Raw genomic sequence first — 25,023 nt, forward strand, 5'->3', positions numbered from 1 at the left:
TCGACAATGAAAATTGCAATATTTGGCAGCACGTTACAAGCCGAAGTGATGGCAGCTTTGCTTTCTGAGTACGGTAACTTTGTTTTTTGGGTTGATTGCTCCAGTACACAGTCAGATGCAATGCCTATGTTGCAGTATCATGATGAGGAGGTGAGTCGTCGTTTAAAGAAACAGCGTGAAAGCCAGAGGTTAAATACTGTTACTTTAGATGATATTCCACTTGATGTAGATGTTTACTTTTTTTGTTACAGCCCAGTAGAGTTGTTCTTAGCAAAAACAACACTCGAAATGCTTTCTAAGCGACCGATCATTCATCCGAAATTAATGATTAATGGTTCTACGTTTGGGTTGCATGGAACTCGTCAATTACAAATACTATTGCCTAAAGATCGATGGGTCTATTTTCCTGATGTAATTCAAGAAGGAAATGCCATTAATAGTGTCTTAAGTGTTAAGCATGTGATTGTTGGTGTAGAAGATGAATCTTCTAAAGTGATCATTAGAGAGTTATTGCGTCCTTTTTTTCGTCAGCAAAATCAATATTTATTTATGCCCATTTTGGACGCCGAATTTACCAAACTAAGTATTTCCGGTATGTTGGCTACACGTATTAGTTACATCAATGATTTAGCAGTAGTCGCTGAAAAACTCGGTATTGATATTGCCAATATTCAGCAAGGTATGGGAGCAGATACAAGAATAGGCTCAACATACTTGTCCGCAGGAGTTGGCTTTGGCGGCGAGAATTTTTCTCATGATATTTTGACTTTATCTAGTGCGGTCTCAAGCAGTGGAATGAAAAGTCGATTATTAGAGCAAGTTTGGGAAATTAACGAGCATCAAAAAGAGATATTGTTCAGAAAGTTATGGCGTTATTATCACTCAGATTTGAAAAATAAAACTATAACCATCTGGGGAGCCGCGTTTAAAGTCAATAGTTCGAGTGTTCATAACTCACCTGTGCACGTAATGTTAAATGCATTATGGGCACAAGGTGTGCATGTAAAATTACATGATCCTCAAGCCTTACAAGAAATTTACGATATTTATGGAGCGCGCGAAGACTTAACGTTAAGTACAGATCCATACGAGGCTGCTAAAAATGCAGATGCACTATGTGTGATAACGGCATGGAAGCAATATCATTCGCCTGATTTCAAAAAATTAAAGCAATTAATGAAACATCCGCTACTTCTCGATGGGCGTAATATATATGATCCCCACTTCGTGAGAGCGCAAGGTTTTGCTTATGAAGGGATTGGTCGAGCATGACTCAAAATATAGAGAAATTCCCAAAACAAACCATTTCAACTGCTAGCACGCTAATAGAGCTTGCATTAGAAATGAAAAAGCATCATCTAAACGATTTATTTGAAGTGCAACATGACCGTTTTGATCAATTTGCATTAAAATTTGACGATTTAATATTCGACTATAGTAAGCAGCGAATTAATCAATTAGTGCTCAACGCTCTGGTGAAATGGGCTGAGGATAAAGAACTTTCTACATGGATTAAAAATCTTTTTTCAAATCAGTTAATTAACTATACAGAACAGCGCGCAGCAATGCATTGGTTGTTACGTGTGCCACAGAGTGCAGAAATGCAATACTCTGAGCTTTCGAGTATACATGAGCAACTTAATCGAATGTTCGATTTGGTTGAAAAAATACATGCAGGTCAGTATCGGGGTGTTACTGGAGAGATTATTCAAGATGTGGTGAATATAGGGGTTGGTGGTTCAGATTTAGGACCTTTAATGGCCTGTCATGCATTATCAGATTTTAAAGTTAAAACTATAAAGCCATTAAATATTCATTTTGTTTCTACAATGGATGGTAGTCAGCTAAGTGATTTGCTACATCAACTGCGTCCTGAAACAACCTTATTTGTCATTTCTTCAAAGTCTTTTGGTACTGTTGATACATTATCTAACGCTGAAACAGTACGTTTGTGGCTTGAGAAAAGTTTAGGAAAGCGTGAGTGTGTTATAAAAAGTCATTTTATTGGCGTATCGACTAAACCAGAGAAGATGACAGCTTGGGGTATTCATCCTGACCATCAGTTATTACTTTGGGACTGGATCGGCGGACGTTATTCGCTGTGGTCATGTATCGGTTTTCCTATTGCTTTAAAAATCGGTGTAGAGGGCTTCAAAGCTTTTTTAGAAGGTGCATATCTTGTAGATGAACATTTCAAAGAAATGCCTTTTTCTAAGAATTTACCTGTTTTAATGGCATTGCTAGGTGCTTGGAATACGAACTTCTTAGGTATGCAGACACATGCTGTACTACCTTATGATGGTCGCTTAAAGTATTTTGCTTCCTATCTACAGCAGCTAGAAATGGAATCTAATGGTAAGTCAGTTCAACGAAACAATTGCAAGGTTCAACATGCAACTTGCCCTATTGTGTGGGGAGAGGTAGGTCCTAACGCTCAACATGCTTTTTATCAGTTGTTACATCAAGGAACACATGAAGTTAGTTGTGATTTCATTGCGCCAATTCAGCGCTATAATTCAAATCATTTCACTTATGTTGAAAATGCCACGGCTTTAATTGAGCAACATCATCTTGCACTATCAAATTGCTTGGCGCAGTCAAGACTTCTTGCCTTCGGAAATAAAGCGCTCTGCCCACAAGAATTAGAAAATTTGCCTTCCTATAAACAATATACTGGAAATCAGCCAAGCTCTACGTTGTTGATTCAGGAATTAAATCCAAAAACCCTAGGAATGCTTATCGCATTGTACGAGCATAAAGTTTTTGTGCAGTCAGTGTTGTGGGATATCAATCCCTTTGATCAGTGGGGAGTTGAAAAAGGTAAAGAAATTGCGAATCAAATTTTACCTATTTTAAATGGCGATCAAACGGAAATAGACCAGCTAGATGCTTCTACACAAGGGCTTATTCAATTGTTAATGAAAAGTAAGAAATATTAGGAAGTGTTCAAAATGTCAAAAATTTTAGTGACAGGTGGTGCAGGTTATATTGGTTCGCATACCTGCATTGAATTACTCAATGCGCAACATGAAGTTATAGTCATCGATAACTTATCTAACAGTTCCGTCGAGTCTTTGGCGCGTGTACAAACTTTGACTGAAAAGAAGCTAACTTTTGTTGAAGGTGATATTCGAAATGCTGATTTGTTAGATCAAATTTTTTCTGAATATCATATAGATGCAGTCATTCATTTTGCGGGTTTAAAAGCAGTTGGTGAGAGCCAATCACAGCCTCTTACTTATTTTGATAATAATATTGCAGGTAGTATTCAACTTATTGATGCAATGCAGCGTGCTCAGGTTTTCAATTTAGTTTTTAGCTCTTCTGCCACTGTATATGATGAATCAAATATATCTCCACTCAATGAGAATATGCCTACTGGTATGCCATCCAATAACTATGGTTATACAAAACTCGTAGTTGAACAGATATTACAAAAACTTGCAGAAGCAGATTCTCGCTGGTCAATTGCGTTGCTGCGTTATTTTAATCCTGTTGGTGCGCATAAAAGTGGTCAAATTGGAGAGGATCCACAAGGTATTCCTAATAACTTAATGCCTTATGTAACTCAAGTGGCAGTTGGTCGTCGTGAAAAACTATCCATATTTGGTTGTGATTACGACACCATTGATGGAACTGGCGTGCGTGATTATATACATGTTGTGGATCTTGCAAACGCGCATTTGTGTGCGTTAAACAATCGTTTAAGCAATACAGGCTGTCGTGTATGGAACATTGGTACAGGTAATGGTTCATCTGTATTGCAAGTGAAAGATACCTTTGAGCAAGTCAATGGTCGATCGATCGCATTTGAATTTGCGCCACGTCGTTCGGGAGATGTTGCAACCTCATATGCAGATAATAAACGAGCAGTCACAGAATTAGGATGGACGCCGAAGTACAAATTAGAAGATATGCTTGCAGACAGTTGGAACTGGCAGCAAAAAAATCCATTGGGTTATTCAAAAAACTAATACGTAAAATAGGCAGCTTTAAGCTGCCTATTTTACGTATTAAAAATCACATTTCTTTCTAATGGAATGTTGTAGAATAACTGCATCTATTCACAGAATAATCAACGTTTATGTCGTCTTGCATGCCTCTAGATCTTCAAAATCTTCGTATTGCTATCATTGGTTTGGGTTATGTGGGCTTACCGCTGGCCGTCGAGTTTGGCAAGCATGTTGCTGTAGTCGGGTTTGATATCCATCAAAAACGCACCAGTGAGCTACAGCAGGGGTAAGACCATACGCTTGAGGTCAGTGCAGACGAGCTGCAACAGGCCAAGCATTTGCACTATTCGTGCGATGTCTCAGATTTGCAAGATTGTAAATTCTTTATTGTGACTGTACCTACCCCGATTGACCAGTTTAAACAGCCAGATCTCACACCGCTCATCAAAGCGTCACAAACCATTGGTCGCGCACTTAAAAAAGGTGATGTGGTGGTGTATGAATCGACGGTATTTCCAGACGCAACCGAAGATGTCTGTGTGCCAATTTTAGAGCAAGTGTTGGGTTTAAGCTTTAATCAGGATTTTTTGCGGGTTATAGCCCCGAGCGTATTAATCCTAGCGATAAGGCGCACCGTGTGACCAATATTTTAAAAATCACGGCGGGTTCTACCCCTGAAATTGCAGATTACGTCGATGCGGTGTATCAGTTGATTATTGAAGCTGGCACCCATAAAGCACCAAGTATTAAGGTGGCTGGGGCAGCAAAGCTCATTGATGAAATTGAGCAAAAGACTAAGAGATGTGAGCATCATGACGTATTTAAGATAACTGATGCTAAATGATCTGGTTACAGGTTAACCAAGTAATTTGAGCATTACATCACTCTCAATCGTGATTCTTGTTTATGATCTGCTAGGTTTTCTGCCAATTCATTCAATTCCGTATTCTTCATGGCCTCGCCTAAAGCGTTGATAGCCAATTTTTTTATAGAGTTGGTTGTTGGGGTTTGTATTTCATTCATTAAAATATCTATCGCATCTCGGCCGCCTATCTCACCGAGTGCCTGAATTGCCGCATTTTTTTCTGGTTCACTATTAAATTTGATAACGTGAGATAAGATCTCAATCACAAGCGAGTTGTTTTGTTTGGTTTTGGCTATCGCACCGATTGCAGTCAATCTGATATCTAATGAATTAGATTGTATTAATCTGACCAAAAATTCAAATTCAGTTTTCAATGCGACATCCTCTGTAGCGATAAAGTAAACTTCATAGCTTAATTATGCTCTAGTTTACATAATAAAACATACTTAAGATGTTAATTTTAAAAATATTTTTAATTTTTATGTGATTAAATTTACATAGAGTTACAAAAAAGTGCCTTACTTCGCAGTTATAAATTTTTCTTTATATTCCCCATTTTTTTTAAAAAAATCTAATAAAACCTAGACCAAAAAAATGACACATTCCGATATGGAGAATGTTGTAGAATAACTGCATCTATTCACAGAATAATCAACGTTTATGTCGTCTTGCATGCCTCTAGATCTTCAAAATCTTCGTATTGCTATCATTGGTTTGGGCTATGTGGGCTTACCGCTGGCCGTCGAGTTTGGCAAGCATGTTGCTGTAGTCGGGTTTGATATCCATCAAAAACGCATCAGCGAGCTACAGCAGGGGCAAGACCATACGCTTGAGGTCAGTGCAGACGAGCTGCAACAGGCCAAGCATTTACACTATTCGTGCGATGTCTCAGATTTGCAAGATTGCAATTTCTTTATTGTGACTGTACCCACCCCGATTGACCAGTTTAAACAGCCAGATCTCACACCGCTCATCAAAGCGTCACAGACCATTGGTCGCGCACTTAAAAAAGGCGATGTGGTGGTGTATGAGTCGACGGTATTTCCGGGCGCAACCGAAGATGTCTGCGTGCCGATTTTAGAGCAAGTGTCGGGTTTAAGCTTTAATCAGGATTTTTTTGCGGGTTATAGCCCCGAGCGTATCAATCCTGGCGATAAAGCGCACCGTGTGACCAATATTTTAAAAATCACGGCGGGTTCTACCCCTGAAATTGCAGATTACGTCGATGCGGTGTATCAATTGATTATTGAAGCTGGCACCCATAAGGCACCAAGCATTAAGGTGGCCGAAGCAGCCAAGGTCATTGAAAACACCCAGCGTGATGTCAATATTGCCCTGATTAATGAACTGGCGATTATTTTTAATAAAATGGGCATCGACACCGAAGCGGTACTTAAGGCCGCGGGCACCAAATGGAACTTTTTACCGTTTCGTCCGGGCTTGGTTGGGGGCCACTGTATCGGGGTCGATCCGTATTACCTGACCCACAAGGCACAGGCCATTGGGTATCACCCTGAAATTATACTGGCAGGCCGTCGTTTAAACGACAACATGAGCATGTATGTGGCCAATCAGCTCATCAAAACCATGAATAAAAAGCGCATCCAGATTGAAGATGCCAAGGTACTGATTTTGGGCCTGACCTTTAAAGAAAACTGTCCCGATATTCGTAATACCAAAATTGTCGATATCGTGACGGAGCTAAAAGACTTCAATATGCAAGTCGATATTTACGACCCGTGGGCAGATGCTGAAGAAACGCGTCATGAATACGCGATTGATCTGGTGGCCCAGCCTGAGCAAGGTCGTTACGATGCGATTATTTTAGCGGTCGCCCATGATCAGTTTAAAGCCATGGGCAGTGAAGCGATTCATGCATTAGGACGCGCCAATCATGTGGTCTACGATTTAAAATATGTACTGGATCACGCGCAGTCGGATATCCGTTTGTAAGTTGTAGTGCGGTTAAGTGGAGAGATCATCATGACGGCTTATCAAGATTTGTGTACGTCGCTCAAAGCGACACCCAGCACATGGTTGGTGACAGGGGTTGCAGGTTTTATTGGTTCAAATCTGCTCGAAACCTTGCTGAAATTAAATCAGCGTGTGGTGGGGCTAGATAACTTTGCCACAGGGCATCAGCACAATTTAGATGAAGTTCAAGGCTTGGTCAGCGCTGAACAATGGGCCAATTTTCGTTTTATTGAAGGTGATATTTGCGATCTGCACACCTGTCATGCGGCATGTGCGGGCGTCGATTATGTGTTGCATCAGGCTGCACTCGGTTCTGTACCACGTTCATTAGACGACCCGATTACCACCAATAGTGTCAATATTGGTGGCTTTTTAAATATGTTGGTGGCGGCTCGAGATGCGCAGGTTAAAAGCTTTACCTATGCTGCCAGTAGCTCTACCTACGGTGATCACCCCGCATTACCTAAAGTTGAAGACAATATTGGCAAGCCGCTTTCACCCTATGCGGTTACCAAGTATGTCAATGAAATCTATGCCGATGTCTTTGCACGCAGTTATGGCTTTGAGTGTATCGGCCTGCGTTATTTTAACGTCTTTGGTCAGCGCCAAGATCCAAATGGTGCCTATGCGGCGGTTATTCCAAAATGGACTGCAGCCATGATTCAGGGCCAAGATGTGTTTATCAACGGTGATGGCGAAACCAGTCGCGATTTCTGCTTTATTGAAAATACGGTACAAGCCAATCTGTTGGCTGCAACCACCTCATCAGAAGCGGCTAAGAATCAGGTGTACAACGTGGCAGTCGGTGACCGTACCACGCTCAATCAGTTGTTTGAGGCAATTCGTAATGCACTTGCGAATAATCAGGTGCAATACGCAAAAGATGCGGTACATCGGGAGTTCCGTGCAGGAGATGTAAGACACTCTCAAGCGGATATCTCCAAAATTAGTCACTTACTGGGTTATGTACCGACACATAAATTTGCACAAGGTATTGAACAGGCCATGCAGTGGTATGTGCAGGATTTAACCTGATTTCAATGTATAAAAAGCTTCTGTCGTCGTCTGCACTGGTACTTTTAATTGGTCTGGCTGTCAGTGCATTAGGCTTTGTCAAAGAAATGCTGGTGGCCTATCACTTTGGGGTATCCAGTCAAATTGACGTGTTTTATCTGGCCTTAAGCGTTCCGCTGTATCTGGTCAGTTTATACGGCTCATCCATCAATGCCACCATTATGCCTGCCTATTTGCAGGCCAAGGCTGAGCAGGCGCAAGCGCTGTTTTTCTCCGAAATGATGGGGCTGAACCTGCTATTTTTAGTGCTGCTCAGTGGGGTGTGCGTGGCATATAGTGCGCTGTTACAGCCATTTTTTTTGCATGCCACACCCGGAAAAAATCAGCAAATCATCACCATAGGCCTGCTGCTTGCGCCTATGATTGTGGTACAAGGTCTGACCTCTTATTTTGATAGCATTCTAAATGCCGAAAAACGCAGTCTGATCAACAATCTATTTTCGCTATTTATTCCTTTGGGCACCATTGTGCTACTCAGTATTCAGCAGGTTCCTGCGGCACTGTTGCTCACCTGCGGCTGGTATTTGGGCTTTGGGCTACGTTTGACGGGGCAGTATCTGACCTTACGGCGGCAGATCGCGTTTCAGTGGCAGCGCCCGCGTAGCGCACTTTTTTACAAGCATAGGCCGTTGATTCAAGATTTTTTCTGGATCGTGTTTTCATCAGCAATCTTGGGCTTATTACCGGTCATTTCAAATTATCTGGCGGGTTATTTAGGCGATGGGCAGGTGGCGAGTTTGAACTATGCCACCAAACTGGTGTCTACGGGCCTGATGCTGGTGGGGATTATCATTAATTCGGTGTTGTTCCCGCATATTGCGGAGCAGATTGTAAAAGACTCTGCTCACGGAATTCGCGAAGGATTGAAGCTGGCGGCTTTGAGCTTTGTGGTGTTTGCGCTGTTGCTGTTGCCGCTGTATTTTTTTGTAGAGCCTATTGTCGCGCTGGTGTTCGAGCGTGGTCGCTTTAGTGCCGAAAGCACGGTACAGGTGGCCTATATTTTAAAGTATTTGCTGCTGTATATTCCGTTTTATGTGCCGTGTGTGTTGCTGTCGAGGCTTGTGGTATCGTTACGGATTTCGCGTATTTTTGTGCTTGGCAATCTCATTTCACTGGTCTTGTTTTTTTTGTCGGGTGCCTACTGGATTGTGTATTTAGGCAAGGGCATAGAAAGCCTAGGCTGGGCCTTGATGCTGGTGTATCTGGTATCGGCTGTGTATTTACTCACGCACATTGTGCTGTATAGGAAACGTCCGCAATGAAAAAAGTAGCCTTGATCATTCCGACTTTGGGCGGCGGCGGTGCTGAACGTACCGCGGTATTACTGGCCAATGGTTTTGCCAATGCCGGACTGGAAACTTATGTCATTGCGGTCAATCTTGCAGGCGAAAAATCCAAACTCAAAGCCGAGTTGTCTCCTGCTGTGCATTTGGTCGATTTAGCCTGTGGTCAGGTGAAGTACATGACGCGGCCATTGGTGGCATGGCTCAAGCAGGTACAGCCCGATGCGCTGATTAGCACCATGACCCACACCAATATTATGGTGTATTGGGCAAAACATTTATCGGGTATCACAACACGCCTGATTTGCCGCGAAACCAGTACAGCCAGTGTGAATTTAAAACATCGTACTGGTCTAAAAAAGTGGTTGCTACAAAGCGCGATGCGCTGGGTGTATCAGCGCTGTGATGTTTTGGTTCCGGTATCGCAAGGCGTGGCCGACGATATGCAGCAGTATTTGGGTACTGCCTTGCCGAAAACACACGTGATTTACGATCCCGTGATTACGCCGGAGCTATACCAGCTGGCCCAAGCAGCAGTTGAAGAGCCTTGGTTTCTGCCCGAGCGTAGCATACCTGTGATTGTGGCGGCTGGGCGATTAACCGAAGCCAAAAATTATCCGCTGTTGCTGCATGCGTTTGCTCAGCTGATCCAGCGCACGCCGGCACATCTCTTCATTCTGGGCGAAGGTGAGCAGCGCGCTGAGTTAGAGAGCCTGATTCATACTCTAGGGCTTCAACAATATGTGGCACTGCCGGGCTTTCGTGCCAATCCATTTGCATACATGGCCAAGGCCGATGTGTATGTGATGAGCTCGAAATGGGAAGGATTACCCGGTGCGCTGATTCAGGCATTGGCTTTAAAGCTCAATATTGTGTCGACCGATTGTCCGAGTGGGCCACGTGAAATTCTGGAGCAGGGGCGCTATGGTGTTTTGGTGCCCAATCAGGATCAGGCGGCACTGAGCGATGCACTGTTTAAGGTTTTACAGGGCGATATTCAGACAGATCGCGCTCAACATCCAGAACAGGTCTATGGCTTGGATGCCATTACACAGGCCTATCTGGCCCTGATTTAGGAGCGGCAGCGCATGAAGGTGTTGCATGTTATTACAAACTTTTCTGCGCTGGGTGGCGCAGAGAGCATGCTCTCACGTCTGATTCAGGCACAGCCCGAGCACGAACATCATATGATCGCGCTGATGCGGGTCAATAATACTTATCAGGCTGCACTAGATCGTTGTGCATCGGTGAAGGCATTGCACTGGAACGGCATCAATACTTTGTCTTGTCTGCTACAGTTGCGTCGGCAGATCAAAGCGCTTCAGCCGGCGGTGATCCAGTGCTGGATGTACCATGCCAATGTGCTGGTCTCGCTGGCCTGTTTGAGTGGGGCGTCGCATCCACCCATTGTATGGGGAATTCATCATTCCTTGGCTGCGCTCAAAGATGAGTCACGCAGCACCAAACTGGCTTTACTGCTGAGTCGTCGTCTTTCGGCTCGCCCCGAGGCCATTGTATATTGTGCGCATGCCGCGGCTCAGCAGCATCAACAATTTGGGTTTCACTCGGCACGAGGCTGTGTGATTCCCAACGGAATTACACTGCAAGACTTTCATACTCAAGCCGAGCGCCACACGCCGATGGTGATTGGATTTGCCGGACGCTACCATGCTGCCAAAGGTTTCGAGTATTTATTTGCCATGATCGCGAAGCTGCAAGCGCTTCCAGTGGTCTTTCATCTGGCGGGTAAGGGCGTAGAGGCAGAGCAGCCTGAGATTGCCGCGCTGATGCAGCGCTATCAGATTGCGCCGCATAAAGTGATATGCTTCGGGCCAGTCCACGATATGCCACGTTTTTACCAAGGGCTGGATCTGCTGGTGATGACCTCAATTACCGAAGGCCTACCAACGGTACTGATCGAGGCGATGGCTTCGGGTGTGCCTTGTGTGACCACCGATGTGGGCGATGCAGGCTTCATTGTGCAGGAGACTGGCTATGTGGTCCCTGCGCGTGATGTCGATGCATTGGCCGATGCAGTAGCGCATTATTTTAAATTGTCCGATACAGACCAACAAATTTTAAAAACCCAAGCGCGTGCACGTGTTGCTGCACAGTTTAGTCTTGATCATGTTGCGGACCAATACGCAGCACTTTGGGCCTCTTGCCAATGAAATTTTTAATGATTAGCAGTTATTTGCCGTCGGTACTCAACTTTCGAGGCAAACTTTTAGAAGCCATTGCCGCACAAGGGCATGAAGTTGTCGTGATTGCGCCCAATCATGCCGATTTCCCTGAACAAGTGACAGCACTGACACAGTTAGGCTATACGGTGCTCGAAGTTCCCATGCAGCGCACAGGCACCAATCCGCTGGCCGATCTGAACACGCTATTTGCGTTATATCGCGTGATTCGTCGGGTACAGCCAGATATGGTGTTGTCTTATACCATTAAACCTGTGATCTATGGCACATGGGCGGCATGGCTTGCTCGCGTGCCACAGCGCTTTGCTCTGATTACCGGATTGGGCTATGCATTTCAGCGTGGTGAGGGTCAGGCCAAAAGTTTGTTTCAGCGTGCTGTGCACGGCCTGTATAAAAAAGCCCTGACCTATAGCGATAAGGTATTTTTTCAAAATCCAGATGATCTGGCGCTGTTTCGACACATGAATTTGATCGAGCGCAATAAGCCTGCCGTGGTTGTCAATGGCTCAGGGGTCGATCTGGCTAAATTTGATCAGGTTGAATTACCAAGACAGGCAAACGGGCAGCCGAAAGTGGCGTTTCTATTGATCGCACGCTTGCTCGGCGATAAAGGTGTGCGAGAATATGCCGCTGCTGCTGCCAAAATTAAAGCCACGTATCCCGAGATCGAATTTCATCTGGTGGGCTGGTTAGATAAAAAAACTAATGCCATAAATAGAGAAGAGCTAGATCAATGGGTGCAAGAGCAACGCGTCACGTATTGGGGTAAACTCAAAGATGTTCGTCCGGCCATTGCCGCAACATCGGTCTATGTATTGCCCTCATATCGTGAAGGTACGCCACGTACCGTGCTAGAAGCCATGGCGATGGGCCGTGCTGTCATTACCACCGATGCACCGGGCTGCCGTGAAACCGTGATTGAAGATGAAAATGGTTATCTGGTTGCAGTAAAATCGGTAGATGCGTTGGTGAATGCGATGCAGCAGTGTATCGACCAGCCAGCGCGAGTAGAAGATATGGGACAACGTTCTCGAGAAATTGCTTTAACTAAATATGATGTGCATCGGGTGAATGCACACATGCTGACCGAAATGGGTGTGAAGCCGTCATGCTAAAACGAAGCCTTGATATTGTGATTGCATCCACTGCACTGGTGGTTTTATCGCCGCTTTATCTGTATGTGGCGTATAAAGTCCGTAAAAATTTGGGCTCACCTGTACTGTTTCGTCAGACACGTCCAGGTTTGTATGGCAAACCTTTTGATATGATCAAGTTTCGCACCATGACCGATGCACGTGATGCCTCTGGGCAGCTTTTGCCCAATGATCAGCGCCTGACACCCTTTGGTAAGATGCTGCGCTCGACCAGCCTAGATGAAATGCCCGAGCTATGGAATGTGATTAAAGGCGACATGAGTATTGTCGGACCGCGTCCATTGTTAATGGAATACTTGCCGCTGTATAACGAAGAGCAGGCCAAGCGGCACAATGTACGCCCGGGCATGACCGGCCATGCACAGGTCAATGGGCGTAACTCGATTAGCTGGCAGGAAAAATTTAGACTCGATACTTGGTATGTCGAGCATCAGTCGATCTGGCTTGATTTTAAAATCATGCTACAGACCGTCAAAAAGGTGCTGATTAAAGAAGGCATCAATCAGTCTGAGGCCGTGACCATGACGCGATTTACCGGAAATCCAAAAGATGACGAGCGAACCCCTTAAAACGCTTTATGCCATTTATGGCGCCAGTGGTTTTGGGCGCGGTGTCATGCCGCTGGCGCGTGCCCAGTTGCAGGCGGCTGATTTAGAGAGTGCTTACGAACTGGTATTTATCGATGATGCCGAATCGGCTGAATGGGTCAATGGACACCGTGTGCTGTCGTTTGATGCATTTGTGGCACTTGAAGCGACAGCGAAATATGTCTGTATTGCCATCGCCAACAGCCAGATACGTGAACGACTGGTACAAAAGCTCGAACAACACTCGCTTCAGCACTGGAGTGTATGGGCTGCGACCCAGATCCAGATGGATGATGTGCAGATTGGGCAAGGCGCCGTACTGTGCAATCATGTGCATTTCAGCTCGAATATTCGTGTAGGCGATTTCTTTCATGCCAATTATTTTAGTTATGTGGCACACGACTGTGTGATTGGCAATTACGTCACGTTTGCACCGTCGGTCAAGTGCAACGGCAATGTGCATATTGGTGATCACGCCTATATTGGTGCTGGCGCCATGCTGCGGCAGGGAACCTCCACTCGGCCATTAATGATTGGTCGTGGCGCTGTGGTGGGAATGGGGGCCGTCGTCATCGACGACGTTCCTGATGGCGCAACGGTGGTGGGTAATCCAGCCCGTATTATCAAGATATCAAGATCAGGACCTTCAGCATGTTAAATACTGCCTTCGCCCCATGGCCCAGTTTTACCCAAGAAGAAGCGGACGCAGTCTCGAATGTGCTGCTCTCCAATCGGGTCAATTACTGGACGGGTCAACATTGCCGTGATTTTGAAAAAGAGTTTGCCGCATGGGCGGGCGCTGCCTACGCGGTCGCGGTTTCCAATGGCACCACTGCACTGGATTTGGCTTTAAAGGCACTAGATATCGGTGCAGGAGACGATGTGGTGGTCACATCACGTACCTTTTTGGCTTCGGCCAGCTCGATTGTCACTGCGGGTGCCAATCCGGTTTTTGCCGATGTGGAGCTAGATTCTCAGAATATTTCTAGAGCCACCATTGAAGCTGTCATTACGCCCAATACCAAAGCCATTATCTGTGTCCATCTGGCGGGGTGGATGTGTGATATGGACCCGATTATGCAACTGGCGCAAGAGCGTGGTATTTATGTGATTGAAGATTGTGCGCAGGCACATGGTGCATCGTATAAAGGCAAATCTGCGGGTGCAATTGGGCATATTGGTGCATGGTCGTTTTGTCAGGACAAGATTATGACCACCGGGGGTGAAGGCGGTATGGTCACCACACAAGATGAATATCTTTGGAAAAAAATGTGGGCCTATAAAGATCATGGTAAAAACTATGACAGCGTGTATCACACCCCACATCCACCTGGATTTCGCTGGTTACATGATTCCTTTGGAACCAACTGGCGTATGATGGAAATGCAAGCGGTCATTGGGCGCATTCAACTTAAACGAATGACCGAATGGACATTGCTGCGTACCCAAAATGCCATGCAAATTTTTGCTGCCTTTGAAAATTCGCCGTATTTTTTGGTGGCAAAACCTGCCGTCGATACAGTACATGCTTATTACAAATGTTATGTACAGGTGGTGCCAGAACAATTGCCACCGGGTTGGTCACGTGATCGAATCATGCAAGAAATTACCGTACTGGGCGTGCCCTGTTTCAGTGGTTCATGTTCTGAAGTTTATCTCGAACATGCTTTTGACTACACGCCATGGCGTCCTGCACAGCGATTGCCCAATGCACGGGCTTTAGGGGAAACCAGCCTGATGTTTTTGGTGCATCCAACCTTAACCCAAGACAATATGCAGCAGACCTTGAGTGCCATTCAGCAGGTACTTGAGCAATTAGATGCTGCGCGTACGCAGACCCAGTGACCAACGCAATGGCAACTCAAATGAAAACAGGCATGGTCAAGATTTACCTCAATTACTTATCTGGACTCGGTCGTCTGCAGAAAAAAACGCTGTTGCTGCTGATCGATGCTTGTGTATTGCCACTTCTGATGTGGTTTGCGTTTGCCATTCGTTTATTTAATTATAAAACCCCAATCATGGCAGGAATGAGCTGGTGGCCGCTTCTGGTCATTGTGATTGGGTTAGGTTGTTTGTGGCTGACGGGTGTTTATCGCGCCGTGATTCGCAGTTTTAACGAAAACTTTATTTTACGTCTGGCCTTGGCAGTCTTACTGAACATGATCGCGCTTTATGTGGTCGCCAAATTACGATTAGCCTTTGTACCGATGAGTATTCCGATCATTTTTGGGTCGTTATTGTTTGCATGGGTCTGGTGCAGTCGGGCCTGTATCCGTATTGTTATTAACAATACCTTATACAGTCATATTGAAAAAACCCGTGTTGCCATTTATGGTGCGGGCAATGCGGGCCAACAAATGGCGCTGGTGCTAGAGCGCTCTTCAAACCATATTCCGGTACTCTTTTTAGACGACCAACCGGGCTTACAAGGCCAGATGGTTCAAGGGCTGAAAGTGTATGCGCCAGATGAGTTGCTACAACTCAAACAGCGCTTTCATTTGCATGAGATTTTGCTGGCAATTCCTTCGATTGGACGTCAGCAAAAAATGAAAATTATTCAAAAGCTGGAGTCGCTGGCATTACCGGTGCGAGAAATTCCGAGTGTTGAGCAGATTATCGATGGACAACTGCGGATTTCGGATATTCGCGAAGTGGATATCGAGAGTTTGCTGGGGCGAGAGCCTGTTCCTCCCAACGTCGAACTGCTCGATAAAAATATTCGCGCTAAAGTCGTGCTGGTGACAGGAGCAGGAGGCTCAATTGGCTCAGAACTGTGTCGGCAGATTTTACAGCGTCAACCAGCATTATTGATTTTGTTTGAGCAGTCCGAATTTTCACTGTATAGCATTCATCAGGAATTACAGCAGATTGCCAGCAATGTGCTGCCGATTTTGGGCTCGGTATTTAATGAAAAAAAACTGACCCGAATTATGCAGCAGTATCAGGTACAAACGGTCTATCATGCTGCGGCTTATAAGCATGTGCCCTTAGTTGAGGCCAATCCGATAGAAGGTCTACGCAATAATAGTGTCGGGACTGCTAAAAGTTTAAATGCAGCCGTTGCTGCACAGGTAGAAACCTTTGTACTGATCTCGACCGATAAGGCGGTTCGCCCGACCAATGTGATGGGCGCATCCAAGCGTCTTGCTGAGTTGTATTGTCAGGCAGTTGCGGCCACACAGCCAAAAACCCGCATCAGTATTGTGCGTTTTGGTAATGTATTGGGCTCTTCGGGTTCGGTAGTGCCACTTTTTAAAAAGCAAATTGCAGCGGGTGGCCCGATTACCGTGACGCATCCTGAGGTAACCCGTTACTTTATGACCATTCCCGAAGCGGCACTTCTGGTGATTCAGGCGGGTGCCATGGGTGAGGGGGGAGATGTATTTTTGCTTGAAATGGGTGATTCAGTCAAAATCCGAGATTTGGCTGCACAAATGATTGCCTTAAGTGGTCTTAAGCTCAAAGAGCATGCCGATGATGAAGGCGATATCGAAATTCACTATACCGGTTTACGCCCGGGCGAAAAGCTTTATGAAGAGTTGTTGATTGAGCGAAGTAATGTACAGCCCACTGCTCATGAGCGAATTGTAAAGTCATTTGAAAAGCAGTTTGCATTAAATGAAATTAAGGGCCTAATGGAACTGATTCAGCATAGTTATACGCATCGAAATGATTTGGATAGCATTTTGGATCAGCTAGAATGCTATGTAGATGGTTACAAACGCAGCGATAAAGTTGTGGTGAGTTAATTTTAACTTGGGTCATTCATGGCGTGTGTATAATAGCCTCATTCCGAATTTGTAGTGGCGATTATGCGCTTTGTTCTGTTTCTTCTGACCGCCGTTCTGATCAGTCTTGCTTGGCTTTCGCCCGATCATAGCTACCCATGGTTGACTTTTGCCAGTGAAATGCTCAGTTTTGCTGCCTTGCTCACCTTACTCACTGTCTTTTTAAAACAACCGCTCCGCTTGCCACGCATTCAGTTGTTGGGCTTGCCGATTGTGTTTATTCCATTGTTACAATGGGGTTTTGGCTTAGTCATCGATCTAAGTGCTGCACTTCTCTCCACCGCATATTTACTGGGGTTTTGGTACGCAGTGCTGTTAGGGTATAACCTCAGCTTAACCCATACAGATCAGCAGCAGACCTTACGCCAATGTTGTTATGTACTCTATGCCGTTGCATTGACCACCAGTCTGATTGCGTGTGTGCAGTGGCTGAACTTGGAAGCACATGTGCCGGGCGTGATGACGCTTTATAGCCATCGACCTTATGCAAATTTTGCCCAGCCCAATAATATGTCGACTTTTCTGATTATGGGGCTTTTGGCATGTTTGTATTTGGCAGAAACGCAGGCCATGAAACTGCGTTATCTCTGGCCAGTCGCAGCTTTAATCATTTTTGCTATTACCTTAAGCCAGTCACGTACTGCTTGGGTATTCGGACTATTTTTTCTGGTTTACTGGGCGTATAAATCTTGGCGCTATCCAACCCGTATCAACCGTAGCTGGATCATGCTGTGGGGTGTTGGATTTTTTGCTGTGGGGCTGGCGTTCCCGCGATTGACCAGATGGATCCAGAGTTTAAATCAGACCGATGTAGTCAAGACCTCAAGCATCATACAGCGCGCCAGCGCTGGGCATGAACGCATCGGCATCTGGGAACAGATGCTGCACGCCATTCAGCAGCAGCCGTGGACAGGGTATGGATGGAACCAGACCAGCCTGGCTGAACTGTCGAGTATGCCATTCAACACAATTCACGTTTGGTTTAATAGCTCGCACAATGTGGTACTGGATATTCTGGTCTGGAATGGTGTAGTACTCGGTGGTCTCATTTTAGTGTATTTCACACTGTGGATGATTTGGCTGAATTATCATAGCAAGCGTATCGAGTCGATTGTGGCCAGTTTAATGGTGGCAGCCGTGTTGATTCATGCCTTGTTGGAGTATCCACTTCAATACGCCTATTTTTTATTGCCTGTTGGTTTCTTGATGGGATTAATTCAAGCGCAGACACCCGATCAGAAATGGTACGCGTTACCGCGTGGAATCACCCGTGTGGTTTGGCTTGCAGGTTTTATTCTGCTGGCACTGATCTGGCGCGATTACAGCCTATATAAACTCAATAGTGTCAGAATTATCAAAAAGCAGCCGCCCAATGTTGAGATTTGGGGCAGTGCCAAGATCTTGGTTCTCACCGAGTTTGATCAGCGTTTAGACTGGTTAAAATTAAGTCCGGTGGCTCAGTTGAGTTTGCAACAGCTGAATCAAATTGAAAAAATGGTCTACAACAAAGCCACACCTTACAATATGCAAAAGTACGCGCAATTATTGCTGGCAAATGGACAGGTCGATAAGGCCAGAGAGCAGGTCGGCTATTTAAGTCGTTTGCATAAAAAAGACTACACACTCTATGATTTAGAGCAGGCCAATGCATCGGCGCTCAAGCAAGCAAAGTAATGTTTGAGAAATAAAAAAAGGCGATTCTTGGAATCGCCTTTTTTGTGGATATGGCTTAGGCCTGAATCAGTGCAGTAACTTCATCGACATACTGTTGAATCGGTTGAGCTGCCTGATCATGACCACGACTTTCGATATTCAGACGCAATAGCGGCTCAGTATTCGAGGCACGGACATTCAGACGCCATGTTCCGAAGTCTAGGCTCACACCGTCGGTACGGTCAATCTCGGGATTTTGATCATTGTAGTGATCAAATAATTTTTGAATGGTGGCTTGGGTATCGGCCACTTTAAAGTTGATTTCACCACTGCATGGAAACTTGGCAATCATGTTTTCAACCAATGTCGATAACGATTGCTGTGTTTCAGACAATAAGGTTAATACCAATAACCAAGGAATCATGCCGCTGTCGCAGTAAGCAAAATCACGGAAGTAATGATGCGCGCTCATCTCACCGCCATAAACAGCATTGTGTTCACGCATCACTTGTTTAATAAATGCATGCCCCGATTTAGATTGAACCGTGACGCCGTCATGAGCATCGACAATATCAAGGGTGTTCCAGACTAAACGTGGATCGTGGACAATTTTTTCCCCTGATTGTTTCAACAAGAAGGCTTGTGCAAGCAAGCCAACAATATAGTAGCCTTCGATAAACTGGCCTTTTTCATCGAATAAGAAACAGCGGTCAAAATCGCCATCCCAAGCAATCCCCATGTCTGCCTGATGTTCAATCACTGCATTGCGCGTGCTGTCACGGTTTTCAACCAGTAAAGGGTTCGGAATACCATTTGGAAAGCTGCCATCAGCTTCATGATGAATCTTGATAAATTCAACTGGCACGTTCAGGCTTTTAAATTCATGCTCAAGTGCATCGATCACGTGGCCTGCCGCACCGTTACCAGCATTGACTACCAATTTAAGTGGGCGGATTTTGCTGGTATCAATATAAGTCAGTAAGTGCTGAATAAATTCTGGCAAGATGTTGTACGCTTGTGTGGTGCCTTTGACCGCAACATCATGAAATTCATTGCTTTCTGCAAGTGCCTGAACTTCTTTTAAACCAGTATCTGCACTGATAGGGCGCGCATTTTCACGCACCAACTTCATACCGTTGTAGTCCATCGGATTGTGACTTGCAGTCACTTCAATACCACCCTGAACATCTAGATGAAAAGCGCCAAAGTAGACCTCTTCAGTACCGGTCATCCCCAAATCAAGTACATTGACACCGGCATCGTTTAAACCGCGAATAGTGGATTGTTTAAGGTCTTCACTGCTTAAACGGACATCGCATCCGACCACGACAGTTTTAGGTTGATAAATCTGACCATAGGCACGGCCAATTTTGTAAGCAATTTCTTCGTTTAGTTCTGTACCAAGTTTGCCTCGAATATCGTAGGCTTTAAAGCAGGTAAGTGTTGTCATCTTAAATTAGATATTAAAAAAATTATGTGCGCCCATTATACCCAAGCCACATGAAAAGAATATGATCGTTTAAACCAGATCGTTAAAAGCCTGACGCGGTAAATTACATCAAAATATAACGGCTTGAATTCACAATTTGATGTTTAAGCAATGGTTTTGAAAATTTCATAGCACGATTGACGAAACCATTGATGGCTGGTCTTGTGATGACAACACATATGCCAGTGCTGCTTGATGCTATAGGTGGGAAACTCAAGCGGTGCATCGTAAATTTGCAGGTTACCGCGTGCCAGTAAGACCTGACTCAAATAATACGGTACGGTGGCAATCGCATCGGTTTCCTGGACCACCAGCCCTACACCCAGATAGCTGGGCAGTCGAATGAGTACGTTGCGTCTTAAGCCTTTGTTTTGCAGCTCATTTTCGATGTGATAATGCCCAGCACCAGCATCAATATCGATGTGCATTTCACGAATATAATCATCAATACTGATGCGGTCACTTTGCAGGCGTGGATGATTTTTACGGGAAATCACCACATAACGCTGTGAAAACAATTTCTGTTGATAAAAACCATCTTCGAGCTGAGGCAGAAAGCCAATGGCCAGATCGATTTCACCATTTGCCATTTGATAGCTGGTTTCTGAGCTAATCGGACGGACATTGAGCCGAATAAACGGCGCATTTTTATTTAAAAACTGAGTAATTTGTGGCAACAACACCAGATGCGACACATCGGTCATGGCCAAGGTATACAGCAAATCCGACTTGGAAGGATCGAAATTCACACTGAAATTATTAATACTTTCAACTTTGTTGATCACTTCACTAATCAGCGGAAAAATTTGCTTGGACAATTCGGTGGGAATCATTTCATTGCCCACACGTAAAAACAACGGGTCGCCGAAATGCTGGCGAATTTTGATCAAGCCATTGCTGATGGTCGGTTGACTCACACCAATCGCATCGGCTGCCGTCGAAACACTCTTGGATTTATAAACATGATAAAAAATATTGAGTAATCGGCTATCAAGATCAAACATGTTGTGTTGTCCTTAACCATTCAAAATAAAAGAAGGGAAAACCGACGGCTCTTTGCAAAGTATTCATGTGTTCATCATAACATTGAACCCAATCAATCGATTAGGATTTTCAACCAATCTGCGTCTGGAGTTGTCGTGTAGATGGATGCTTGGCCTCATGCCTACATCAGTGTTTCGCGATGACCAAGAAGACAAGCGATGTCCTTTACTTCATATTGGTATGACCAATTTAAATTTAAAATAAGCATTGAGATTCTATTTTAGCTGGTTTAGTATGCAAAAAATAGAAATCCCCTAGCATATTTTTGCTTAAAGCTAAATTGGTATGACCAATTTAAATGTATTGACTGGTTTGCAGGAGCATTTTTCCTGAAAACAAAATGATTCTCGGCATTTCAAGGAGATGAAAATGCTGCATGTTTGGCAACAAGCCTATGACCCTCTAAATAATATCTGGCTATCCAGCTTGGTCGCGCTGATTCCGATTATTTTCTTTTTTATCGCACTTGCCGTATTACGTTTAAAAGGCAGTGTTGCGGGGACCATTACGGTGGTGCTGGCGCTTTTAATTGCATTGTTTTTTTACCAAATGCCAGCAGCAATGGCTTTTGGTGCAGTGATTTATGGCTTTTTTTACGGATTATGGCCGATCTCGTGGATTATTCTGGGAGCGGTATTTTTATATAAAGTTTCGGTCAAAACCGGACAGTTCGACATCATTCGTTCCAGTATTTTATCAATTACCGCAGATCAGCGCCTTCAGATGCTGTTGGTCGGATTTGCCTTTGGTACCTTTTTAGAAGGTGCAGCAGGCTTTGGTGCCCCTGTTGCCATTACCGCGGCATTACTGATGGGTTTAGGGTTTAAACCGCTCTATGCCGCAGGCCTGTGTTTGATTGTGAATACCGCACCGGTGGCTTTTGGCGCGATGGGAATTCCAATTATTGTGGCAGGGCAGGTTTCTGGGGTCGATACCATGGAAATCAGCCAGATGGTGGGGCGTCAGCTGCCTTTTCTGGTGATCATTGTACTGTTTTGGATTATGGCCATTATGGATGGCTGGCGTGGCGTGAAAGAAACATGGCCTGCGGTTTTGGTGGGCGGTGGAGCATTTGCGATTGCGCAGTATCTGACCTCAAACTTTTTGGGGCCTGAACTACCGGACATTACGGCTGCGATTGCATCCTTAGTCAGTTTGACGGTGTTATTTAAATTCTGGCAACCCAAGCATACTTTTAGATTCGAACAGACCGAAGATACTCAGACTGCCCCCCAATCTGTACAACATTACCGCGTAGGTCAGATTGCCAAGGCGTGGTCACCATTTATGATCCTGACGCTCATGGTCACCCTCTGGAGCATCAAGCCATTTAAAGCATTGTTTGCCAAAGGCGGTGCATTGGAACACTGGATTTTTAAGATTGAAGTACCTGGCTTACATCGATGGGTCGAAAAAGTTCCACCGATTGTGCCAGAGCATACTCCCTACGATGCAATTTATAAGTTCGACTGGTTTTCTGCCACCGGAACGGCCATTTTTATTGCCGCAGTGATCACCATCATTTTCTTAAAAATGAATGCAAAGCAGGCTGTGGTGACTTTTGGCGAAACTTTAAATGAGCTAAAAGTACCGATCTATTCAATCGGGATGGTCTTGGCTTTTGCATTTATTGCCAACTATTCTGGACTGTCTGCCACCTTGGCGCTTGCTTTATCGCATACGGGCCATGCGTTTACCTTTTTCTCGCCATTTTTAGGTTGGTTAGGGGTGTTTTTAACGGGTTCGGATACCTCATCGAATGCCTTGTTTTCGGCATTACAAGCCACCACCGCCCAGCAGATCGGTATTCCTGAGGTATTGCTGGTAGCAGCCAACACCAGTGGCGGCGTGACAGGTAAAATGATTTCACCTCAGTCAATTGCGATTGCCTGTGCTGCGGTGGGTTTAGTGGGTAAAGAATCGGATTTGTTCCGTTTTACGGTAAAACATAGCATCATATTTACCATCTTTGTGGGCATCATTGTGACGGTACAGGCGTATATTGTGCCGTGGATGATTCCCTAAACTCACGATATAAGGAAAAAGTATGCGAGTCTCTGACCAGGTGGTACAAAAGTTACAGGCGCTCATTGAGCAACGTAACCTGAAACAAGGCGACCGCTTGCCTGCCGAGCGTGTACTGGCCACCAGTCTGGGAATTTCGCGACCCTCACTACGCGAAGCCATCCAGCAGCTCAATAGTTTGGGGGTGCTGGCCAGCCGTCGAGGAGATGGTACCTATATCGTGCATTTGCCCGAAACATGGCCACAACAACACATCGTCGAGCCAATTAGTCTACTGCTTGAAGAAGATCCGCAGTATCGATTTGATGTGCAGGAGTCACGGCTCATTTTGGAAGGCGGTACGGCATGGTACGCCGCACAGCGAGCCACCGAACAAGATCGTGCCAAAATTCACCAGTATTTTGATGAAATTGCACAGCATCAGGCGCGTGGCGATTCTGCGGCGGCAGCGGTGGCCGATGCCAATTTTCATCTGGCGATTGCAGAAGCCTCGCACAATGCAGTGCTGATTCAAATGATGCGCAGCCTGTTTGACCTGCTGCAATACAACGTCTTTTTGGGCCGAAAAAAAGTTTATAACCATCCTGTAAGCGCCGATTTACTCAGTGATCAGCACTTTCAGGTTATGGATGCCATCGACCGCCAAGATGCGCAAGCTGCGCGTGATGCGGTATGTGGTCATATCGAATTTGTCATCCATCAGGTACGTGCACTGGACGAAGACGACGCTCGCCAGAAACGTGCTACTCGTTTAAACAGGATTGATTCAGCATGATTATTTCATCTTCAAACGATTATCGCGAAGCGGCGCAGCGCCGTTTGCCGCCGTTTTTATTTCATTACATCGATGGCGGCGCATATAGTGAATCGACGCTGAAACGAAATGTTGAAGATTTAGCTCACGTGGCACTGCGTCAGCGTGTATTAAAAGATATGTCGGCATTGAGCCTCGAAACCCAATTATTTAACGAAACGCTTTCGATGCCGTTGGCATTGTCTCCAGTCGGGCTAACAGGCATGTATGCCCGTCGTGGCGAGGTACAAGCAGCCGTAGCGGCAGATAAAAAGGGCATTCCTTTTACCCTTTCGACGGTTTCGGTGTGTCCGATTGAAGAAGTGACGCCAGCCATTCAGCGTCCGATGTGGTTTCAGCTTTATGTGCTTCGTGATCGTGGCTTTATGAAAAATGCCTTGGAGCGTGCCAAAGCGGCAGGCTGCTCGACCTTGGTCTTTACCGTCGATATGCCAGTGCCGGGTGCACGTTATCGAGATGCCCATTCAGGTATGAGTGGCCCGAATGCAGCCATACGCCGTTATTTACAGTCGGTCATGCATCCACATTGGGCGTGGGATGTGGGATTGCTGGGTCGTCCGCATGATTTAGGCAATATTTCAAAATATTTAGGAAAACCGACCGGGCTTGAAGATTATATTGGCTGGTTGGGCAATAATTTTGATCCGTCTATTTCATGGAAAGATTTGGAATGGATTCGTGATTTTTGGGATGGCCCGATGGTTATTAAGGGCATTTTAGACCCGGAAGATGCCAAAGATGCGGTTCGATTTGGTGCCGATGGGATCGTGGTATCTAATCATGGTGGACGCCAGCTTGATGGCGTACTGTCTTCGGCACACGCCCTACCTGCGATTGCCGATGCAGTCAAAGGCGATTTAACCATTTTGGCCGATTCAGGTATTCGCAATGGTTTGGATATTGTGCGCATGCTGGCCCTTGGCGCAGATAGCGTCATGATCGGACGTGCATTTGTTTATGCACTGGCGGCGCAAGGGGGGCAGGGCGTGTCTAATTTACTCGATTTACTTGAAAAAGAAATGCGAGTGGCCATGACCCTGACCGGTGTTAAGCGCATTGCCGACATTGATTCATCTTGCTTGGTCGAAATGAACAAAGCATTGAGCTTCTAAAAGG

General features: G+C 45.3%; 20 protein-coding genes and 1 pseudogene. 18 read left to right on the plus strand and 3 right to left on the minus strand.

Annotated elements, in window-relative coordinates; all coding sequences use genetic code 11:
* The first annotated feature begins 6 nt into the window (after nt 1–6).
* The 4 genes and pseudogenes from QLG00_RS13980 to QLG00_RS13995 all read left to right on the plus strand — a co-directional run.
* Nucleotides 7–1,272: a nucleotide sugar dehydrogenase gene (locus QLG00_RS13980; protein WP_282471247.1), complete on the plus strand. Its 1,266-nt coding sequence runs from the start codon at nt 7–9 to the stop codon at nt 1,270–1,272.
* Nucleotides 1,269–2,939 (plus strand): glucose-6-phosphate isomerase, encoded by a 1,671-nt coding sequence (pgi, locus tag QLG00_RS13985; RefSeq protein ID WP_282471248.1) that lies wholly within the window; start codon nt 1,269–1,271, stop codon nt 2,937–2,939. The genes QLG00_RS13980 and pgi overlap by 4 nt, the downstream gene beginning before the upstream one ends.
* A gap of 12 nt (nt 2,940–2,951) precedes the next feature.
* Complete coding sequence (gene galE / locus QLG00_RS13990; protein ID WP_282471249.1) at nt 2,952–3,974, plus strand: UDP-glucose 4-epimerase GalE; 1,023 nt, start codon at nt 2,952–2,954, stop codon at nt 3,972–3,974.
* A gap of 122 nt (nt 3,975–4,096) precedes the next feature.
* A pseudogene (locus QLG00_RS13995) lies at nt 4,097–4,731 on the plus strand (NAD(P)-binding domain-containing protein); the annotation flags it as partial.
* A gap of 98 nt (nt 4,732–4,829) precedes the next feature.
* Here the strand turns inward: QLG00_RS13995 and QLG00_RS14000 are convergent.
* The gene (locus tag QLG00_RS14000) at nt 4,830–5,192 is read right to left on the minus strand and encodes a HEAT repeat domain-containing protein (protein WP_282471250.1); all 363 of its coding nucleotides are present in this window, start codon (nt 5,190–5,192) and stop codon (nt 4,830–4,832) included.
* Between the two features lie 298 nt (nt 5,193–5,490).
* Between QLG00_RS14000 and tviB the strand changes: the two genes are divergently transcribed.
* From tviB to QLG00_RS14055, 11 genes are all read left to right on the plus strand, one after another.
* Nucleotides 5,491–6,771, plus strand: a complete 1,281-nt coding sequence (gene tviB, locus QLG00_RS14005; protein ID WP_282471251.1) for a Vi polysaccharide biosynthesis UDP-N-acetylglucosamine C-6 dehydrogenase TviB — start codon at nt 5,491–5,493, stop codon at nt 6,769–6,771.
* 30 nt (nt 6,772–6,801) lie between these two features.
* On the plus strand, nt 6,802–7,827 hold the full coding sequence (locus QLG00_RS14010) for an NAD-dependent epimerase/dehydratase family protein (RefSeq protein WP_151791635.1): 1,026 nt from the start codon (nt 6,802–6,804) through the stop codon (nt 7,825–7,827).
* 5 nt (nt 7,828–7,832) lie between these two features.
* A complete protein-coding gene (locus tag QLG00_RS14015; protein ID WP_282471252.1) occupies nt 7,833–9,128 on the plus strand; it encodes a lipid II flippase MurJ in 1,296 nt (431 codons plus the stop codon).
* The gene (locus tag QLG00_RS14020; RefSeq protein WP_282471253.1) at nt 9,125–10,225 is read left to right on the plus strand and encodes a glycosyltransferase; all 1,101 of its coding nucleotides are present in this window, start codon (nt 9,125–9,127) and stop codon (nt 10,223–10,225) included. Before QLG00_RS14015 ends, QLG00_RS14020 begins: the two co-directional genes overlap by 4 nt.
* A gap of 12 nt (nt 10,226–10,237) precedes the next feature.
* Nucleotides 10,238–11,320 carry a glycosyltransferase gene (locus tag QLG00_RS14025; RefSeq protein WP_282471254.1) on the plus strand — a complete coding sequence of 361 codons (1,083 nt, stop codon included), beginning with the start codon at nt 10,238–10,240 and terminating at the stop codon, nt 11,318–11,320.
* Nucleotides 11,317–12,465 (plus strand): glycosyltransferase family 4 protein, encoded by a 1,149-nt coding sequence (locus QLG00_RS14030; RefSeq protein WP_282471255.1) that lies wholly within the window; start codon nt 11,317–11,319, stop codon nt 12,463–12,465. The genes QLG00_RS14025 and QLG00_RS14030 overlap by 4 nt, the downstream gene beginning before the upstream one ends.
* Nucleotides 12,459–13,073: a sugar transferase gene (locus QLG00_RS14035; protein ID WP_282471256.1), complete on the plus strand. Its 615-nt coding sequence runs from the start codon at nt 12,459–12,461 to the stop codon at nt 13,071–13,073. The genes QLG00_RS14030 and QLG00_RS14035 overlap by 7 nt, the downstream gene beginning before the upstream one ends.
* On the plus strand, nt 13,054–13,749 hold the full coding sequence (locus QLG00_RS14040) for an acetyltransferase (RefSeq protein WP_151747137.1): 696 nt from the start codon (nt 13,054–13,056) through the stop codon (nt 13,747–13,749). Before QLG00_RS14035 ends, QLG00_RS14040 begins: the two co-directional genes overlap by 20 nt.
* Nucleotides 13,743–14,936 carry a DegT/DnrJ/EryC1/StrS aminotransferase family protein gene (locus tag QLG00_RS14045; protein ID WP_282471257.1) on the plus strand — a complete coding sequence of 398 codons (1,194 nt, stop codon included), beginning with the start codon at nt 13,743–13,745 and terminating at the stop codon, nt 14,934–14,936. Before QLG00_RS14040 ends, QLG00_RS14045 begins: the two co-directional genes overlap by 7 nt.
* A 32-nt stretch (nt 14,937–14,968) precedes the next feature.
* The gene (locus QLG00_RS14050; protein ID WP_282471296.1) at nt 14,969–16,843 is read left to right on the plus strand and encodes a nucleoside-diphosphate sugar epimerase/dehydratase; all 1,875 of its coding nucleotides are present in this window, start codon (nt 14,969–14,971) and stop codon (nt 16,841–16,843) included.
* A 63-nt stretch (nt 16,844–16,906) separates the two neighbouring features.
* Nucleotides 16,907–18,556: an O-antigen ligase family protein gene (locus QLG00_RS14055; RefSeq protein ID WP_282471258.1), complete on the plus strand. Its 1,650-nt coding sequence runs from the start codon at nt 16,907–16,909 to the stop codon at nt 18,554–18,556.
* A 55-nt stretch (nt 18,557–18,611) separates the two neighbouring features.
* On the opposite strand, the gene QLG00_RS14060 is transcribed toward QLG00_RS14055, so the two are convergent.
* A complete protein-coding gene (locus tag QLG00_RS14060) occupies nt 18,612–19,985 on the minus strand; it encodes a phosphomannomutase CpsG (protein ID WP_282471259.1) in 1,374 nt (457 codons plus the stop codon).
* A 143-nt stretch (nt 19,986–20,128) separates the two neighbouring features.
* On the minus strand, nt 20,129–21,028 hold the full coding sequence (locus QLG00_RS14065; protein ID WP_004941710.1) for a LysR family transcriptional regulator: 900 nt from the start codon (nt 21,026–21,028) through the stop codon (nt 20,129–20,131).
* A gap of 403 nt (nt 21,029–21,431) precedes the next feature.
* On the opposite strand from QLG00_RS14065, the gene lldP reads away from it, so the two are divergent.
* Genes lldP through lldD form a run of 3 tightly spaced genes read left to right on the plus strand, consistent with a single transcriptional unit; the run spans nt 21,432 to nt 25,019 of the window.
* Nucleotides 21,432–23,093, plus strand: a complete 1,662-nt coding sequence (gene lldP, locus QLG00_RS14070) for an L-lactate permease (RefSeq protein WP_282471260.1) — start codon at nt 21,432–21,434, stop codon at nt 23,091–23,093.
* Nucleotides 23,094–23,115: 22 nt separating this feature from the next.
* Nucleotides 23,116–23,868: a transcriptional regulator LldR gene (gene lldR / locus QLG00_RS14075; protein WP_004941703.1), complete on the plus strand. Its 753-nt coding sequence runs from the start codon at nt 23,116–23,118 to the stop codon at nt 23,866–23,868.
* Entirely contained in the window at nt 23,865–25,019 is a 1,155-nt protein-coding gene (gene lldD, locus QLG00_RS14080) for an FMN-dependent L-lactate dehydrogenase LldD (RefSeq protein ID WP_250365418.1), read from the plus strand. The genes lldR and lldD overlap by 4 nt, the downstream gene beginning before the upstream one ends.
* Nucleotides 25,020–25,023: the final 4 nt, after the last annotated feature.

The organism is Acinetobacter sp. V89_7, assembly GCF_029967895.1.
In the GTDB taxonomy this organism is placed as follows: domain Bacteria; phylum Pseudomonadota; class Gammaproteobacteria; order Pseudomonadales; family Moraxellaceae; genus Acinetobacter; species Acinetobacter soli.

What these genes read in the sequence shown, in the direction of transcription:
- lldP (WP_282471260.1), top strand. Translation starts at nt 21,432, where the DNA reads ATGAAAATGCTGCATGTTTGGCAACAAGCCTATGACCCTCTAAATAAT.
- QLG00_RS14050 (WP_282471296.1), top strand. Translation starts at nt 14,969, where the DNA reads ATGGTCAAGATTTACCTCAATTACTTATCTGGACTCGGTCGTCTGCAG.
- QLG00_RS14055 (WP_282471258.1), top strand. Translation starts at nt 16,907, where the DNA reads ATGCGCTTTGTTCTGTTTCTTCTGACCGCCGTTCTGATCAGTCTTGCT.
- QLG00_RS14010 (WP_151791635.1), top strand. Translation starts at nt 6,802, where the DNA reads ATGACGGCTTATCAAGATTTGTGTACGTCGCTCAAAGCGACACCCAGC.
- QLG00_RS14040 (WP_151747137.1), top strand. Translation starts at nt 13,054, where the DNA reads ATGACGAGCGAACCCCTTAAAACGCTTTATGCCATTTATGGCGCCAGT.
- lldD (WP_250365418.1), top strand. Translation starts at nt 23,865, where the DNA reads ATGATTATTTCATCTTCAAACGATTATCGCGAAGCGGCGCAGCGCCGT.
- galE (WP_282471249.1), top strand. Translation starts at nt 2,952, where the DNA reads ATGTCAAAAATTTTAGTGACAGGTGGTGCAGGTTATATTGGTTCGCAT.
- QLG00_RS14045 (WP_282471257.1), top strand. Translation starts at nt 13,743, where the DNA reads ATGTTAAATACTGCCTTCGCCCCATGGCCCAGTTTTACCCAAGAAGAA.
- QLG00_RS14030 (WP_282471255.1), top strand. Translation starts at nt 11,317, where the DNA reads ATGAAATTTTTAATGATTAGCAGTTATTTGCCGTCGGTACTCAACTTT.
- QLG00_RS14025 (WP_282471254.1), top strand. Translation starts at nt 10,238, where the DNA reads ATGAAGGTGTTGCATGTTATTACAAACTTTTCTGCGCTGGGTGGCGCA.
- lldR (WP_004941703.1), top strand. Translation starts at nt 23,116, where the DNA reads ATGCGAGTCTCTGACCAGGTGGTACAAAAGTTACAGGCGCTCATTGAG.
- QLG00_RS14060 (WP_282471259.1), bottom strand. Translation starts at nt 19,985, where the DNA reads ATGACAACACTTACCTGCTTTAAAGCCTACGATATTCGAGGCAAACTT.
- QLG00_RS14035 (WP_282471256.1), top strand. Translation starts at nt 12,459, where the DNA reads ATGCTAAAACGAAGCCTTGATATTGTGATTGCATCCACTGCACTGGTG.
- tviB (WP_282471251.1), top strand. Translation starts at nt 5,491, where the DNA reads ATGCCTCTAGATCTTCAAAATCTTCGTATTGCTATCATTGGTTTGGGC.
- QLG00_RS14020 (WP_282471253.1), top strand. Translation starts at nt 9,125, where the DNA reads ATGAAAAAAGTAGCCTTGATCATTCCGACTTTGGGCGGCGGCGGTGCT.
- QLG00_RS13980 (WP_282471247.1), top strand. Translation starts at nt 7, where the DNA reads ATGAAAATTGCAATATTTGGCAGCACGTTACAAGCCGAAGTGATGGCA.
- pgi (WP_282471248.1), top strand. Translation starts at nt 1,269, where the DNA reads ATGACTCAAAATATAGAGAAATTCCCAAAACAAACCATTTCAACTGCT.
- QLG00_RS14065 (WP_004941710.1), bottom strand. Translation starts at nt 21,028, where the DNA reads ATGTTTGATCTTGATAGCCGATTACTCAATATTTTTTATCATGTTTAT.
- QLG00_RS14015 (WP_282471252.1), top strand. Translation starts at nt 7,833, where the DNA reads ATGTATAAAAAGCTTCTGTCGTCGTCTGCACTGGTACTTTTAATTGGT.